The 16,393-nt window shown below is 48.5% G+C and carries 18 protein-coding genes; 5 read left to right on the top strand and 13 right to left on the bottom strand.

Annotated features, from left to right (window positions below; all coding sequences use genetic code 11):
* The first annotated feature begins 87 nt into the window (after positions 1-87).
* A complete protein-coding gene (locus tag BCOA_RS30210) occupies positions 88-420 on the top strand; it encodes a YtrH family sporulation protein (protein ID WP_013859924.1) in 333 nt (110 codons plus the stop codon).
* Positions 417-923, top strand: a complete 507-nt coding sequence (gene ytrI / locus BCOA_RS30205; RefSeq protein WP_014097742.1) for a sporulation membrane protein YtrI — start codon at positions 417-419, stop codon at positions 921-923. Before BCOA_RS30210 ends, ytrI begins: the two co-directional genes overlap by 4 nt.
* A 42-nt stretch (positions 924-965) precedes the next feature.
* On the opposite strand, the gene BCOA_RS30200 is transcribed toward ytrI, so the two are convergent.
* Entirely contained in the window at positions 966-1,904 is a 939-nt protein-coding gene (locus BCOA_RS30200; RefSeq protein WP_014097741.1) for a DHH family phosphoesterase, read from the bottom strand.
* Between the two features lie 83 nt (positions 1,905-1,987).
* Between BCOA_RS30200 and BCOA_RS30195 the strand changes: the two genes are divergently transcribed.
* The gene (locus BCOA_RS30195; RefSeq protein ID WP_014097740.1) at positions 1,988-2,296 is read left to right on the top strand and encodes a YtpI family protein; all 309 of its coding nucleotides are present in this window, start codon (positions 1,988-1,990) and stop codon (positions 2,294-2,296) included.
* A 20-nt stretch (positions 2,297-2,316) separates the two neighbouring features.
* Here the strand turns inward: BCOA_RS30195 and BCOA_RS30190 are convergent, their stop codons facing one another.
* Positions 2,317-3,633 (bottom strand): CBS domain-containing protein, encoded by a 1,317-nt coding sequence (locus BCOA_RS30190; RefSeq protein ID WP_014097739.1) that lies wholly within the window; start codon positions 3,631-3,633, stop codon positions 2,317-2,319.
* 204 nt (positions 3,634-3,837) lie between these two features.
* The gene (locus BCOA_RS30185) at positions 3,838-4,521 is read right to left on the bottom strand and encodes a metal-dependent hydrolase (RefSeq protein WP_014097738.1); all 684 of its coding nucleotides are present in this window, start codon (positions 4,519-4,521) and stop codon (positions 3,838-3,840) included.
* A gap of 153 nt (positions 4,522-4,674) precedes the next feature.
* Between BCOA_RS30185 and BCOA_RS30180 the strand changes: the two genes are divergently transcribed.
* Positions 4,675-5,769, top strand: coding sequence for a M24 family metallopeptidase (locus BCOA_RS30180; protein ID WP_014097737.1), 1,095 nt, complete (start codon positions 4,675-4,677; stop codon positions 5,767-5,769).
* Between the two features lie 79 nt (positions 5,770-5,848).
* Here the strand turns inward: BCOA_RS30180 and ald are convergent, their stop codons facing one another.
* The gene (gene ald / locus BCOA_RS30175) at positions 5,849-6,964 is read right to left on the bottom strand and encodes an alanine dehydrogenase (protein WP_014097736.1); all 1,116 of its coding nucleotides are present in this window, start codon (positions 6,962-6,964) and stop codon (positions 5,849-5,851) included.
* A 306-nt stretch (positions 6,965-7,270) separates the two neighbouring features.
* Between ald and BCOA_RS30170 the strand changes: the two genes are divergently transcribed.
* Entirely contained in the window at positions 7,271-7,735 is a 465-nt protein-coding gene (locus tag BCOA_RS30170) for a universal stress protein (RefSeq protein ID WP_013859933.1), read from the top strand.
* 30 nt (positions 7,736-7,765) lie between these two features.
* Here the strand turns inward: BCOA_RS30170 and BCOA_RS30165 are convergent, their stop codons facing one another.
* The 9 genes from BCOA_RS30165 to mbcS form a co-directional block, all read right to left on the bottom strand.
* Positions 7,766-8,596 carry an EcsC family protein gene (locus BCOA_RS30165; RefSeq protein WP_014097735.1) on the bottom strand — a complete coding sequence of 277 codons (831 nt, stop codon included), beginning with the start codon at positions 8,594-8,596 and terminating at the stop codon, positions 7,766-7,768.
* 157 nt (positions 8,597-8,753) lie between these two features.
* Complete coding sequence (locus BCOA_RS30160; RefSeq protein WP_014097734.1) at positions 8,754-9,944, bottom strand: acetate kinase; 1,191 nt, start codon at positions 9,942-9,944, stop codon at positions 8,754-8,756.
* A 209-nt stretch (positions 9,945-10,153) separates the two neighbouring features.
* On the bottom strand, positions 10,154-11,155 hold the full coding sequence (locus BCOA_RS30155) for a class I SAM-dependent methyltransferase (RefSeq protein ID WP_014097733.1): 1,002 nt from the start codon (positions 11,153-11,155) through the stop codon (positions 10,154-10,156).
* Positions 11,156-11,264: 109 nt separating this feature from the next.
* Positions 11,265-11,768 (bottom strand): thiol peroxidase, encoded by a 504-nt coding sequence (tpx, locus tag BCOA_RS30150; protein WP_014097732.1) that lies wholly within the window; start codon positions 11,766-11,768, stop codon positions 11,265-11,267.
* A gap of 121 nt (positions 11,769-11,889) precedes the next feature.
* On the bottom strand, positions 11,890-12,354 hold the full coding sequence (ytfJ, locus tag BCOA_RS30145) for a GerW family sporulation protein (protein ID WP_014097731.1): 465 nt from the start codon (positions 12,352-12,354) through the stop codon (positions 11,890-11,892).
* A gap of 35 nt (positions 12,355-12,389) precedes the next feature.
* On the bottom strand, positions 12,390-13,079 hold the full coding sequence (locus tag BCOA_RS30140) for a DUF2953 domain-containing protein (protein ID WP_251460211.1): 690 nt from the start codon (positions 13,077-13,079) through the stop codon (positions 12,390-12,392).
* 36 nt (positions 13,080-13,115) lie between these two features.
* Positions 13,116-13,640 (bottom strand): RDD family protein, encoded by a 525-nt coding sequence (locus BCOA_RS30135; protein WP_014097729.1) that lies wholly within the window; start codon positions 13,638-13,640, stop codon positions 13,116-13,118.
* Positions 13,641-13,653: 13 nt separating this feature from the next.
* Positions 13,654-14,670: a signal peptide peptidase SppA gene (sppA, locus tag BCOA_RS30130; protein WP_014097728.1), complete on the bottom strand. Its 1,017-nt coding sequence runs from the start codon at positions 14,668-14,670 to the stop codon at positions 13,654-13,656.
* Between the two features lie 115 nt (positions 14,671-14,785).
* Positions 14,786-16,360, bottom strand: coding sequence for an acyl-CoA synthetase MbcS (mbcS, locus tag BCOA_RS30125; RefSeq protein ID WP_014097727.1), 1,575 nt, complete (start codon positions 16,358-16,360; stop codon positions 14,786-14,788).
* Positions 16,361-16,393 lie beyond the last annotated feature (33 nt).

The raw sequence follows: 16,393 nt of genomic DNA, 5'->3' as shown, positions 1-16,393 counted from the left end.
AGCAAAAAAGAAGATACGTTCGATTTCATACAGGCATGCATTGTCCCATATATTGTTAGTAATGAAGAAAAGATGGGGATGGTTCGGTTGAGCGAAGGATTTTTTCCCGCATTTTTCAACAGCTATTTTATCGCATTCGGCGTAATGTTCGGCGGCGCCTTGATCGGGGGACTCGCTTCGTTCATTACCGGCGAGCCGCTTTTGACGGAAATTTCGAAGATTGCGCGTGACCTCCGCATCTGGGCGATCATTGCCGCCATCGGGGGGACGTTCGATACCGTTTACAGCTTTGAAAAAGGATTTTTGGAAAGCGAGACGATGGTATTGTTCAAGCAGCTGCTTTTAATTCTGTCGGCCATGGGCGGTGCCAAAACGGCCGCGCTCATTATTTCATGGATAACCCAGGAGAATGTGCTATGAGAATCCCGCCGCTTTACCGGAAACCGGGCTGGCAGCGGTTCATGGCCGGATTTATCGTGGGCGGGTGCATCTGCTGGCTGATTTTTCTGTACATGTTCGGTGTCATGCAGGAAAGGCAGGCGCAAATGATTGAACGACAGGAAAAAACGATCCAGGATTTGCAACAGGAAAAGGCGATCTGGCAGGAAGACTATAAAAAGCTCAATCAAAAAAATGAAAAGCTCCTGACCATCCAGCGTATTGACGTGAAAATCAGCAACTACGAAAAATATGACATTCACGATTCACAAAGCATTTTTGAAGCAGAAGAGGATATTAAACATGACTTAAGCCCGCTGATTGCAAAAAATTTAAAAACCGCTTATTTGAACAAAGACTTGATCACCCGCATGCTTGAAAACAAAGTCATTAAAATCAACCACCGCCGCTATACTTTCGAAGTGCGGGACATTTTGTTTTACTCCGTTGTCCGCGTCCACCTGAATTTAAAGCTGGCAGACTAAAAGAAGGCAAATCCGCTTTTCCGGCGGTTCTGCCTTCTTTTTTTACCCTTCCTTGCAGAGCGCGATTAATTCCTTTTTTACCGCCTCTGCCGTTTCCCACGAATACGCGGTGGCCCCGGCCGCAAGCGGATGCCCGCCGCCGCCGTATTTGCGGGCCAGCTCATTGATGGCAGGGCCTTTGGAGCGGAAACGGAGGCGGATTTGGCCTTCTTCTTCGATAAAGAAGCACCAGGCTTTAAGCCCTTTAATATCGCCGAGCGTGGTGACAAGCTGGGAGGCTTCGCGCACCGTTACGCCGAATTTTTCAATCAGTTCTTTTTTCAGCACGACGATGGCCGCCCCGTGCTCAAGAATGTCCAGGTTCTGGTAGATATACCCTTGCAGCCTGGCCACACTTGGTTCAATCTCGTACATCTTGTTAAAGAGCGCTGTCCGGTCAAAATGGTAATGGATCAGTTCTCCGGCATAGTCAAATGTTTTTTCCGTCGCACTCGGATACAAAAACCGGCCCGTATCCCCGACAATGCCGGCAAACAGCAGCCTTGCCGCAACATCTGTCATCCTGAGCCCTTCTTCTTTCCCCGATAAGTAAAACTCATAAATCATTTCGCTGACAGAGGACGCATCTTCATCGACCCACTGCAAATCCCCGTAAGCATCATGATTCGGGTGATGGTCGATTTTGATCAGCCTTTCCCCCAGATGGAAACGCTGGTCGCTGATCCGCTCGCGGTTCGCGGTATCACAAACAATGACAAGCGCCCCGCGATACGTTTCATCGGAAATCCTGTCCATCCTATTCAAGTAGGCGAGGTCCGGTTCATCATCGCCCACGATATAAATGTTTTTACCCGGAAAAGACGCCTTCAATATTTCCGCAAGTCCCCCCTGCGATCCATATGCATCCGGATCAGGCCGGACATGGCGGTGGATGATGATCGTGTCAAAAAGCTTGATCGTCTGTAAAATTTTTGTTTTCATCTTACTCCCCGTTTCTCTGGCAAGTTCTTTTTTCATTTTGTAAAATAGAAGAAAATACGGACAACCCGATTTGGAGGTGCACGATGCCGATCCTTGCCGTTTTGATTCTCGCATCCCTTTGCGCGTATGTATATTTTAAACTAAAATACATCCGCAGCCTGTTGGAGATGGAAAAAAAGGTGTTTTCCGCCAAAGCCAATATGGCACTCGGTTCGTTTATTTTTTTGTTCGGCGTGAATGAATTGTTTCTGTTTCACACTGCCGTCACCTATGCCATCGCAGCCATTTTTATCGCGCTCGGGCTGTTCAATATCGCAGGTGGTTTCAAAAGACTGCAGTTTTACCGGCCCGAAATGCAGAAAGAAAGAAACGAATCGCGGCGCACACTGTAAAAAGGAGTGGGCACGTACCGTTATCTTTCAATCAGTTGGCACATCAGCAGGGCTTTACCGACAAGGCTGCCTTGGTTGAAGACTTCGACATCAATTTTGGCAAATTTCCGGCCGGAATCGAGAATTTTCGGTACAATCCGGATCATGCTTTCGAGCTGGACCGGTTTGATAAAATAGACCGTTAAGCTTTCGATGATCATTTCGCCTTTTTTTCTGGAGCGCAAAAAGCGGTTGGTCGTTTCGTGTACGAGTGTCGTGAATACACCATATGAAATCGTCCCTAAAGGGTTGGTCATTTGCGGCGTCACTTCAAACTGGTAATCATCCGGGTCTTCCGTTTTGGCCGATGATGCATCAAGCTGGGTCGTGACGATATTGTCGATCGTTTCCCCGACTTGCGGCTGGCGCTGTGTCATTTGCAGCTCCTTTAAGACGTCCTGGCGGCTGACAATCCCCCTCAGCCGGTTAAAATCGTCGGTCACCGGCAAGATTTCGATCCCTTCCCAGACCATCATATGGGCAACAGATGTAACGCTTGTTTTTTCGCTGACCGTAATCGGATTTTTCGTCATCACTTTCTCGATGCTTAAGTGCGTGTCGGTTTCCATCACGTCTTTTGAGGTAATAATACCCGCCACCTTTAAATTGCGGTCGACAACAGGAAAGCGCGAGTGGCCTGTTTCCCGTTTTTTGCGGTACCAGTCCTGAACCGTGTCCGTTGTATTCAAATAAGCCGTTTTTTCAATCGGTGTTAAAATATCTTCAACGAGAATAATTTCTTTTTTGATCAGCTGGTCATAGACAGCACGATTAATCATCGTCGCAACGGTAAACGTGTCGTAGCTCGTCGAGATGATCGGCAGCGATTTTTCATCCGCAATTTTTTTTACATAATCTTTCGTATCAAATCCGCCGGTGATCAAAACGGCAGCTCCTGACCTTAACGCCAGTTCATGCGCGTCCGTGCGGTTTCCGACAATGAGCAGGCTCCCCGGATCCGTATACTTCGACATCGCCTCAAGCTCCATGGCGCCGATTACGAATTTTGTAAGCGTTTTATGCAAGCCGGATTTTCCGCCCAGCACCTGGCCGTCGATAATATTGACGACTTCCGAAAAGGTCAGCTTTTCAATGTTCTCTTTTTTCTTCTGCTCAATCCGGATAGTGCCGACCCGTTCAATCGTGCTGACATACCCTTTTATTTCAGCATCTTTAATGGCGCGGTAGGCGGTCCCTTCACTGACATTCAGCGCTTTTGCAATCTGGCGGACGGATATTTTTTCCCCGACCGGCAGCTCATTGATATATTGTAAAATCTGTTCGTGCTTTGTCGCCATTTTTTCACCTTCTTTCCGTTTTTATCCGCTTTCAAGGAATATGTATGGAGTCATCTGTATAATTCTATTATAGATGGAAAAAGGGGGAAAGGGCAATCAGGCACCTTTATCTTTCCATCATGGAAAAGGGGAAGTGCGGCCGGCACTTTTTCAGCACATGCCGGCTGCAAGCGAACCCCTGTATTTGCCAATCTTGCGCGTCTATTACAATTCGATCGCATCTCCGGCTTTCATAATTTTACCGTTTACGCCGTCGAGCAAATCGATAAATTTCTGCGGATCCTGCTGAATGAGCGGGAACGTATTGTAATGGATCGGCACGACCGTTTTCGCCTGCAAAAATGTTGCCGCCACTGCTGCGTCTTCCGGTCCCATCGTGAAGTTGTCGCCGATCGGAAGAAATGCAAGATCAATCGGATGGCGTTCGCCGATTAATTTCATATCCGAGAACAGCCCGGTATCACCGGCGTGGTAGATCGTTTTCCCTTCCGCCATCAGCAAAACGCCCGTCGGCATCCCGAGATAAACGATTTCTTTCTTTTCGTCATCCACAACCGCCGAGCCGTGGAACGCCTGGGTAAGCTTCACTTTCCCGAAATCAAACTGGTACGAGCCACCGATATGGAGCGGATGCGTATTCAACCCTTTCCAGGCAAAGTAATTTGCGATTTCATTATTGGCAATAATAAGCGCATTCTTTTTGCGGGCAAGCGTTTCTGTATCCCCGATATGATCGCCGTGCCCATGTGTGAGAATAATCACATCCGGGCTTTCTTCCTCCACTTTCAGGTCTGTCTGGCTGTTGCCGGTAATAAATGGATCAAAGAGTATCGTTTTGCCCTCCGTTTCCACTTTTACAATCGAATGGCCGTGAAAAGAAACTTTCATCAACATATCACTCCTTTTAAAAATTTGTACGGCTTTTAGGGGCCACTTTCATTATATTATTTCTTTGCCCCGTAATCCTGCCTCGCGCTTCACCTGTAGCATCTTAACTTGTTTTTTGCTATGCTAGTAACGTCTGATAAGGAGATGAATGGAATGAATAAGCGTTTAGCAAGTGTGGCGGCGTGGCTGAAAGCGGAAAAGACCGATGCTGCTTTTATTACATCGCCCGACAATGTCTTTTATTTGAGCGGTTACCGCAGCGACCCGCACGAAAGGCTGCTCGGCATTTGTGTATTCCAAGAAAAAGAGCCGTTTCTCGTCTGCCCGGCAATGGAGGCATATGACGCGAAAAAAGCTGGCTGGGAATATGACATTCTCGGCGTCCAGGATACGGATAACCCGTGGGATTTGGTTGCGGAAGAAATACGCGGGCGAATCGGGGATGTCCATACGTTAGCGATTGAAAAAGAGCATTTGAACGTGGAACGGTTCGAAGCGCTGAAAGAACGGTTTGGCGGCGCCCGCTTTACCGCTGCTGAAGAAAAACTGCGCATGATGCGCCTTATTAAAGATGAGCATGAACGGAAGATTTTAAGGGAAGCGGCTGCTTTTGCCGACCTGGCCGTTGAAACGGGCATCCGCGAAATTAAGGAAGGGAAAACCGAACTTGAAATCGTGGCAGCCATTGAATTTGCAATGAAAGAAAAAGGGATTTCAGAAATGAGCTTCGCCACCACCGTCCTCTCAGGTGCGAAGGCGGCTTCCCCGCACGGCGTCCCCGGCCTTGACAAGATCGAAAAAGGGAATTTTGTCCTGTTTGACCTTGGCGTTGTGCATCAAGGCTACTGTTCCGATATTACAAGGACGGTCGCATTCGGGGGGCTTAACGAAGAGCAAACCCGGATTTACGAAACGGTATTAAAAGCGGAAGAAGCGGCCGTTGCGGCAGCAAAACCGGGGGTAAAGGCAAAAGAGCTCGACTTGATTGCACGCCGCATCATTGAAGACGCGGGATACGGCGAATATTTTACACACCGGCTCGGCCACGGCCTCGGGATCAGCATCCACGAATATCCTTCTGTCACCCATACGAATGAGCTGGTGCTTGAAGAAGGGATGGTCTTCACGATCGAACCGGGGATATACGTGCCAGGGGTTGCCGGCGTCCGGATTGAAGATGACGTCTGCATTACAAAAACGGGTGCCGAAGTGCTGACAAAGTACCCGAAAGCCTTGCAGTATGTTTAAAAAAGAAGCACAAGCGGCTTTCATGCTGCTTGTGCTTCTTTTTTTGTTCCGGCAATTCTTGCAGCCGGCTTTTGAAAGCTTATTTTAAAAGCGTTTTCACATCGGTATAGGAGAGCCCGATCGAATCGGCCACCGCTTTATACGTCACATGCCCGTTCAGCGTATTGACCCCTTTTAACAGCGCTTCATTTTCCAAAACCGCTTTCTCATACCCCTTATTGGCAATTTGCACCGCGTACGGCACCGTCACATTGGTAAGGGCAATCGTCGATGTGCGGGCAACCGCGCCCGGAATATTTGCGACTGCATAATGGACGACATCATGCTTGATATAAACCGGATCATCATGTGTCGTGGCACGGTCTGTCGTTTCAAAACTGCCACCCTGGTCAATCGCAATATCCACGACAACAGAGCCCGGCTGCATCGCTTTGATCATCTCTTCCGTTACCAGTTTTGGCGCTTTTGCACCCGGGATCAGAACGGATCCGATGACAAGGTCCGCATCACGCACTGCTTCCGCAATATTGTATGGATTCGACATCAAGGTTGTAATTTTGCTGCCGAAAATGTCATCAAGCTGGCGCAAGCGATCCGGATTCAATTCGACAACGGTCACATCCGCCCCAAGGCCGATCGCGACTTTTGCCGCATTCGTTCCGGCAACCCCGCCGCCGATAATCGTAATCTTGCCTCTTTTGACGCCCGGTACGCCGGAAAGCAGGATCCCTTTTCCACCGTTATTTTTTTCAAGAAACTGTGCGCCAATCTGCGGCGCCATTCTGCCCGCCACCTCGCTCATCGGCGTCAGAAGCGGCAGCGAACGGTTGGCAAGCTGCACGGTTTCATAAGCAATGCCGGTCACTTTCTTTTTCAGCAGTTCTTCCGTAAGCTTTGGTGCTGCAGCAAGATGCAAATATGTAAATAAAATCATGCCTTCACGGAAATAGCGGTACTCGCTTTCGATCGGCTCCTTCACTTTCATAACCATTTCAAAAGACCACGCCTCACGAGCGGTCTCAACGATCCGGGCACCGGCTTTTACATATTCTTCATCACTAAACCCCGATGCAAGGCCCGCATTCTTTTCAATAAAAACTTCATGCCCCGCTTTGGTCAGGGTCACAACGCCGGCCGGGGTCATGGCCACACGGCTTTCATTGTTTTTAATTTCTTTTGGTACGCCAATTCGCATAGAAAGTTCCTCCTCTTGTTCGTGTTTTGCAATCCGTTTTCTTATTATTGTAAGAAAACATATCAAACGGTTGAAAACTTTCTTAAACATCTTTAGTGTAGCAAAAATTCCCTCTTTTTCCTATGCTTTTTTTGCAAATTTCTTATTCGCGCCCGGGAACGGGATAGCGTTTTTATTTTTCCTGGCTTCCGCCCTTTTTGATTAAAAAATAGATCGCCAGGTTTTTTCATTTTTCGCACACAAACCCGGAAAATTCTAGTAAAATAGACATGAAAGGCAGGCAGTTTATAAAGGAGATGAAAGAAGATGGGCACACAATACCGGAATATTTTAGTAGCGGTAGATGGCTCCAAAGAAGCCGACTGGGCTTTTACGAAAGCGGTTGAAATCGCCAAACGGAATGGGGCCGAATTATCGGTTGTCCATGTGGTCGATAACCGAGCACTCGCCACTTTGACCCCGATTGATTCAACGCTCTATGAGCAAAACGAAAAATTTGGGGATGAACTGTTAAGCAATTATAAAGACCGCGCCGCAGAAAAAGGGATCAAAGTCCAGACGATCATCCAGCTCGGCTCTCCAAAACTTCAAATCACAAAAAATGTCGCGCCGAAAGTGCATGCGGATTTAATTGTGTGCGGCGCAACCGGTTTAAACGCGGTGGAAAGGCTCCTGATCGGAAGCGTTTCCGAACATATTGTCCGCACTTCCCCCTGCGATGTGCTTGTCGTGAGAACGCCTAAGGAAGAAGAAGGCAAAGGGGAAAATTAAGCAAAAACCAGCCTTTTACGGGCTGGTTTTTTAACGGCCGCTTTTTTCTGTTAAAAACCGGTATTGATAATATTTCTCCGCAATTTCACAAACCCTTTTAGAAAAATAGTAGTTTGTAAGAGCCCCGATGGCCATCCCGGCCCAGCTGTTTTCTCCCCGCTTTTTCGGCCGGAGCAGCGCCAGAAAAGCGAGTTTGCCGGCATGCCCGATTGCCCCCGGCCACAAATACCGGTGGAATAACTTATCGTTTCCCACATAGAAGCCGGTCTCGCGCGCTTCCAGTTCATCCATCAATTCTTCCCAGAGCGCATATTTCACCATGTCCGGGGCAGCGGCCATCAGCACCATTTTCAGCGCCGCCACGAGTTCGCCGGGCGTTTTTGTTTCAAATCCGTAAGCTGCACCGGTGAGCTGGACCGCCCGGAGATTCACAGCCAGCAGGAAAAACGGATCCGCCGCGGCAAAAACAGCTTTCCCCGTCCCGCTCAATGCTCCTTCGAAGAGTGAGAAACGGCGGTATTTTGCCTGCTGCCGCGCCGCAATAAACCCTGCCTGGTCGATGGTAAGCTTCCTCATATCGGGAATCGTTGCAACAGAACTGTCAAAAAGCCGCCCCGCAGCAAGTATTTTTTCGATTTCATGCCCGTAAGGCAGATTTTCATCGGCAAATGAACAGATTTGAAACAAAACAGCATCTATTTTTTCATGAATATTTTCGAGCGCCTCATCCGGAAAATGGGCAAAGAGCGCATCCAGTTTTTGCTTGCGCCCGTCCCCTTCTTTTCCGGCCGTTTTTAGCTTCTCCGCCCAGTCGTTGATTTCATCCAGTACAATTTTTTCCCTGCCTGTCCATTCCGCCATTTTCAATCCGCTCCCTAACGCTGTTTTACAGCCATTATATCATAAAGTTCATGGACGGCTGTTCGTTTATGCCATGCCAAAGTGACCCTGAAACAATTTATTCGGACACGGGCAGCAGGAAAGCAAACTGTCGGCGCCAGCCGTTAAGATTCCGCGGTCATGAAGAGAGCCGGACAACATCGCGTGCGATCATCAGCTCTTCGTTTGTCGGGATAACGAGTACTTTTACAGGGGAATGCGGATAATTGATAAACGCTTCCGTCCCGCGGATCTGGTTCAAAGTCGGGTCCCAGTAAATGCCCATAAATTCCAGTCCCGTTAAAATTCTTGCGCGGATGGCATCGCTGTTTTCCCCGATGCCAGCCGTGAAAATAATCGCATCGACGCCGGCCATTTTCGCCGCATACGACCCGATGTATTTATGGATGCGGCTTGCAAAAATGTCAAGCGCCAGTTCAGCCCGCTTGTTCCGCTCGAGTTCCGCCGCTACCTGGATATCGCGCAAATCGCTGGAAACGCCCGAAATGCCGAGAAGCCCGGATTCTTTGTTTAACACTTCGAGCACTTCTTCTGCCGTTTTGCCTGTCTTCTCCATAATAAACGGGATCAGTGCGGGGTCGATATTGCCGGAGCGCGTGCCCATCGTCACGCCGGCCAATGGCGTAAAGCCCATGGACGTATCGATTGACCGGCCGCCCTGGATCGCCGCAATGCTTGCCCCGTTGCCCAAATGGCATGAAATCAGGCGCAGCTGTTCAATTGGCCTGCCGAGCAGCTCAGCGGCACGCATCGCCACATATTTATGGGAAGTGCCATGAAACCCGTATTTGCGGATCCGGTATTTTTCGTAGTATGCATAGGGGAGGCTGTATAAGAAAGCACTTTCCGGCATCGTTTGGTGGAAAGCGGTATCAAACACGGCCACTTGAACCACATCCGGCAGCACGGCACGGAACGCCCGGATCCCCGTTGCGTTCGCCCGGTTATGAAGCGGCGCGAGTTCCGCCAAATCTTCAATTTGCGCGAGCACCTGGTCATTGACGACAGCAGAATCATTGAAAATTTCGCCGCCGTGCACAACCCGGTGGCCCACGCCTTCTATTTCATCCAAAGACCGGATAATGCCGGTTTCCGTTAATTTTTTTAATAAAAACTGTACAGCAATTTCATGGTTCGGAATATCGGTAATTTCCTTCACCCTGTCCCCGTTTACCGTAATGGAAAACAAGGCATCGTTTAACCCGATCCGTTCAATCAGGCCTTTCGTTATAACGCTTTCATTCGGCATCTCAAATAATTGAAATTTTAAGGAGGAGCTCCCCGCATTAATTGCCATAATTTTTGCCATTGCTCGTCTTCCCTTCGCAAAATCAAATGAACCCTTTTATTTTTTTAAAATAGTGATCTCATTTTCTCATTTTGCCATTCTATCCGACTTTTTTCAACCGGTTTTTGGTTCCGTCTCCCGGGAACATATAAAATGATACCATAAAAAAACAAACAAATGGGGGCCGGAACGCAATTTCCTGCTTTCCAGCCCCCATTTTTCCCAATTCGTCAAATTTTGCCGCTTTGGATATTTTCTTTGCACCAGGCGTCAATCTTTGCCATCAGCTGCCTTAGCGCCCCCTCGTTAGACAGGGACGGGAGCGACGCCAGCAGCACTTGTTCCGGTGCTTTTACGCCTTCCGCTTTCTTGCGGATGACAAAAATGCTTTTGGCAGCCTGTTCGTTTTTGAAGATGGTCATCGGCAATTGCAAAATCGCCTGGATATCCGCTTCTTCTTTTAAAAACTGGCGAAGTTTCGGAGCTTCTTTTGTTTCAAATAATCCGTTTGGGATGAGAAAAAACAAAAATCCGCCCGGGCGCGCCGCTCTCAGGCTTTGCTCGATAAACAAATGATGGGCGTACGAATGCCCTTCATCTGCCTTCAGCTTGTAATCCGCGGCGCCCGCATCATTCGGATAGTACCCGACTGGCAAATCGCAAACAACAACATCGACAGGGTCAATGAACAATTGGGACAGGGCATCCTGCGTAAACAGTTCGATTTCATGGTGCAGAAGGTTTGCCCCCGTGTATGCGAGCCGGATCAGCACATCATCGATATCCACGCCGTAAGCGGTGATGTTTTTCCCACTGAGCTGGTTCAAAATGGTCGCAAGCAAATTGCCGGTGCCCACCGCAGGGTCCAAAATTGAAAACGCACTGGTATCTTCTGTAAACTTGCCGATAAAATAGCTCATCAATAGACCGATCGAATCCGGTGTCATTTGATGGTTTGCCTGGACGTTTGCTTTCATCCCCTTCAGAATGGCGAGCTGGTAGGCTTTCCGGATCTGCTCGCGGGTAAAATCCTCGAGGCGGACCGTTCCGTATAGGTTTTCAAGGCGGTTTTCATCATGCGCACCGATCCCATTTTGGCGGATGCTTCCGCTGAATAAGTTTTCCCCGGTCATCGCCACAGCTTCCAGGTACGGAACAGAGAGGCGGTTTTCCAAAATGTGTGCGGATTCGTTTAAAACGTTAAAAAGGGTTTCAACAGGAGAGTCCGACATTCATGCTCCTCCTTCGTATTCTTCTTCCATATAAAATCCCCGATGGAGATCGGGGATTTTATCGCAGTATAGCAAGTGCTCTTCGCTTTTCTTGACGCGAATACCTGTTTTACTCTGCATCTTTTGCAGCTTGCAATGCTTTTTCGTAGTCAGGATGGTTGGTGCCTTCGCTTACATATTCCACATATGTAACCGTATCATTGGAATCTACGACAAATACGGCACGGGCAAGCAGGCGAAGTTCTTTCATCACAACCCCGTAAGCTTTGCCGAAAGACAAGTCGCGGTGGTCGGACAACACTTTTACATGGTCAAGCCCGGACGCCGCACACCATCTTTTTTGCGCAAAAGGCAGGTCACAGGAAAAAGTATAAACGTTGACTTCTTTCCCGAGTTTTGCCGCTTCTTCGTTAAAACGGCGCGTCTGTGCATCACAAACACCGGTATCAATCGACGGAACAACGCTGAAGATGCGGACGCCGCCTTTTGTATCCGAAAATGTCACCTCATTCAAATCATTATCCAGAACCGTAAAGTCCGGTGCCTTATCGCCGACTTTCACTTCTGTCCCTTCCAATGTGACTGGATTTCCTTTAAATGTAACCGAAGCCATGAGATACCCTCCTTATTTTTACCGGGGCTTTCAATCCCCCGTTTTTCAACTGTGCTCATACCCTATCATAATGGACAACGAAAAAAATTTCCAATTTAAAACCCGCGAATCATGCGGGTTGTTAAAAATCAAGATCCTGTTTTTGCTGGTTGGCCGGCTGTTGCCCGCCATTTTGGCCGCCTGCATTTTGGCCGTTTTGTTTCAGCATGCCCTGGATTTTTTCGACAACGCCCGGCGCGACATCCATAATTTTTTCAATCAAATGTGTGTTTTGGTCCAGGTGCAGCATTTTCACGCCTTGTGCGCCAACAACCAAAAAGGCAATCGGCATAATCGAGACACCGCCGCCGCTGCCGCCCCCGAAAGGCAGCTCTGCCGGACGGGATTCACCGCTGCCGCCGGATCCGGATGGCCCGTTAAATTGGCTTCCGCCTGCCGCAAACCCAAAACCGACTTTGGATACGGTTAAAATGACGCTTCCATCCGGCGTTTCCACCGGATCCCCGATAATCGTATTTACGTCAATCATTTCTTTTAAATTTTCCATTGCGGCCGTCATCAGGCCTTCAATCGGATGTGAACCCATTGTTGTTTCCTCCTGTCATTCGTTTCTGCCGGGATTTAAGCATGCCGGCCGTTTTCTGATTCGGAAACCGGTTTAAGCGCGATTTCCGCTTTTCCTCCCCGCCAGTATTTCAACACTTTAAATGCGGCCAGTATAGCTTTCCCAATCTGGATTTTCACCATACATTTTAACTGCGTTTCAGAAACCGGATTTTGGAAAAAGGGTGTAACAGAGAGGACAGGATCCGTTTTTACCCGCAGATTTGTGGTTATGAGGCTTAGTATTCCCCCTTTTACCGCCCAAATACTTCCGGCGGCAATTCCCGTCCACGCGGCGTCATGCAGCCCGATTGCTGTATGCCATTCGAATTTTCTCAACTGGACACTGCGGATGAACTTGCCTACAATCGCCTTTAAACCGATGACGCGCTCCGCAATTTGTTTCACATCTTCAATCCGCTGTTCGAGCACATCCGGCGTAATGTTCCTTTCATGCTCTGTATGCTTTGTCTCTTTTTCATATACGACACCGGGTTTTTTTCGGTCCACTTTCACTGCCGGGATTTTCACGGTATAGCGGATGATGCCCCAAACCCTGATTTGGATAAAAATTTTATCATCATCCCGGCGGTGCCCGTATTCAATAAAGACGGACAGGGAAGAGAACCAAAGAATCGCAGCGATTGCGGCAATGCCGAAAAACGCGGACAGCCACCATATCATTTCCATCATCAGCCTTTTTGCCATCATTATCGCCAACAGGGCAAAAAAATAAACCTGCCTTTAAGCAGGTTCATAATAAGGATAGACCGGTTCCTGGGAACGTTCATGAATGACGACCGTATCGGCAAACAAATCGTGCACCCCTTGTTTTTTCGGCGTAAATGCAACGACAATATAGATGGCCGAAATGGTGACGCAAACATAACGGACGATCCATTCCCGGAATAAAACGGTGCTCCATTTCAGCGGCCCGGGATGATCCACTGGCACAACCCTGAGGCCAAATACCATTTTTCCAAGCGTCTGGCCGAAAAATTTCGTCATCAGGACAAAGTACCCGTAAAATACAACGGCCGATGCCACCGTAATCGGTGCATAAATTTTTTCTTCTGTGAGAGACAGGCCGGAAAGCCGGAAAATAGGATGGATAACCAGCCACTTCACACTTGCCACAACAAGCAGATCAAGCAAATAGGCCCAAAACCGCATCCAGAACCCGGCATAACGGGCCCCTGACAACTCCCCGTACTTTTGTTCCGGCCCGGGGTTCACCGTTTCAGGCATTTGGTTTTCGTTTGAATTCACTCCAGTTCCCCCCTTATTCAGCCCCGGAATACAGGTACATCAGGCGCGGTGCGTTCGATTGCGACAATAAACGTGCAAGCCCCGAGGCTTCTGCTTCTTTGCCGAGCATTTTTTGCGCTGAAGCGGAAAACAGCGAATCCAGCCCGCCACTTGATTCGTATTCCACAACCTGTGCTTTTCCGAGATGAAGATCTTTTTTCATCGCCGCAATGGTGTCATCCAGGTAACCGTATTTGTCAATCAGATGCAAATCCAGCGCCTGCTTGCCGTCGTATACACGCCCGTCCGCAATTTTGCGCACCTGTTCTTTCGGAATGTGGCGCCCTTCAGAGATGACTTTGACAAAACCGTTATACGAATTGTTCACCATTTTCTGCAGCATTTCTTTTTCGCTCTTCGTCATGTCCCGGTAAGGGCTCATAATGTCTTTATACTCCCCGCTTTTGATGACCGGAAAATCAATGCCGTATTTTTTGGCAAGCTTCCCGTAATTCACGCTTTCCATGATCACCCCGAGCGATCCGGTCAATGTTTCCGGACTTGCGAATATTTTATTGGCCGGCGTTGAAATATAATAAGCGCCGGATGCGCAAGTCGGCCCCATGGACACATAAATTTTCTTCTTCGTATCTTTTTTAATTTCCATCAGATGGTGATGGATTTCTGCCGACTCGGCCACCCCGCCGCCCGGTGAATTAATATGTAAAATGATCCCTTTTACATCGCTGTCTTTTTTCGCCTGATCCAGTTCTTCCAAAAAACTTTGGTGGTTATATTCACCGGTGTCAAGCAGTGATGGTGTCGTGCCGGTATCCTGAATCGTCCCGTTCACATTCAGCACGACGATTTTCTTTGACTCATTCCCATCCTGCAATACATTTTCGGAAACATCCCCTTCCCCAGCTTCCACGGTCTCTTTAAAGATTTTGGAAAAGTTGGTTGATGCCGCCATGCTCGCCAAGTTCACAATAATGGAAACGACGAACAGCCCGCCTGCCAAAGCAAGCGCTCCCCATCTTTTTTTGTTCATGCCAACATTTCATCCTTCCACTTTTTTGGTTTTTCTTTTATTCTACTTGAAGATCCGGGACATTAAAACAAAAAGCCGGGCATTTTTTTGAAAAAAATGCCCGGCTTTTTGTTTCTTATCTATTCCATTCCTGCTGCCTGAGCTCGACACGGCGAATTTTGCCGGAGGCCGTTTTTGGCAATTCCTTGATAAATTCAATTGCACGCGGATATTTGTACGGCGCGGTCAGTTGTTTCACATGGTTTTGCAGTTCTTTTACAAGCCCCGGCAAATTCTCGCTGATGCCGTCTTTTAAAACGACAAAAGCTTTCACAATGCTGCCGCGGATTTCGTGCGGGCTTGCGACAACGGCACATTCTTTCACATACGGATGCTTGACAAGGGCATCTTCGACTTCAAACGGCCCGATCGTATAGCCGGAAGAAATAATGATATCATCCCGCCTGCCTTCAAACCAGAAATAACCGTCCTCGTCTTTTCTTGCCCTGTCCCCTGTTATGAAGTAATCGCCGCGGTATTGCTTGGCCGTACGCTCCGGCTCTTTATAATAGCCTTTAAAAAGCGCAGGCGTGTCTCTATGGACGGCAATATCGCCAGTTTCGCCCAGTTTGCACGGCTTCCCGTCATCATTTACGATTTCGACTTCATTCCCGGGGAACGGTTTGCCCATTGAACCCGGGCGCAACGGCGTATCAAGGGAATAACCGACGAGCAGCGTGCTTTCCGTCTGTCCGTAACCGTCACGGATCGTGATGCCGAAATGGTTTTGGAAAACATCGATGACTTCGCGGTTCAGCGGTTCTCCGGCTGAGACCGCGCTCCTTAAGCTTTTCAGATGATACTGGGACAAATCATCGACTTTTGCCATTAAACGGTATTCAGTCGGTGTGCAGCAGAGCACATTGATTTCATATTCATCCAAAAGGGACAAATATTTTTCAGGGTCAAAACGGCCGTTGTAAACAAACCCGATTGCGCCTGAACCGAGCACGGAAAGGAACGGACTCCACACCCATTTTTGCCATCCCGGTGCGGCCGTCGCCCAAACGCGGTCGCCTTTCTGAATGCCAAGCCAGTTCGGGGCAGCCGTGCGCAAATGGGCGTATCCCCAGCTGTGCGTATGGATGACGCCTTTTGGATTGCCGGTTGTCCCGGAAGTGTAAGACAAAATGGCGATATCATCTTTTGACGTTTTGGCGATTTCCAGTTCACAAGGGGCTGCTTTTTTCTTTTCATCCAGAAACGCCCATCCCTGTTCCGGTTCTCCGATCACGAATTTTTTCAAATGATCAATGCCGCGGACTTCTTTAAACTGTTCGGTGCATGAATAATGGGCGACAACGCCTTTTACATCCCCTGCTTCGATCCGGTAGTCGAGGTCTTTTGTCCGCAGCATTTCCGAGGCTGGCAAAAGAACGATGCCGCATTTCATTGCAGCGAGATACACTTCGTATGCTTCTACAATACGCGGAACCATGACAAGTATGGTATCTCCCTTTTTCAGCCCGCTTTCCAAAAAGACATGGCCGGTCCGGTTTGCATTTTCAATTAATTCTTTATATGTGACTTCTCTGTGCATGCCTTCTTTGTCTTCCCAAATCAGCGCAACTTTGTGCGGGTCCCGGGCATATTTCTCAATTTCTTCGGCTATATTGTATGTTTGTGGCGCAATCAGGTCACTACGACGCAAGCGAATCGCCTCCAGAATTTTTTAGTACCTCAC

The sequence above is a fragment of the Heyndrickxia coagulans 36D1 genome (assembly GCF_000169195.2).
GTDB lineage: Bacteria > Bacillota > Bacilli > Bacillales > Bacillaceae_C > Weizmannia > Weizmannia faecalis.
The sequence above is the reverse complement of the archived record's forward strand: the minus strand, read 5'-3'. Positions and strand labels throughout refer to the sequence as shown.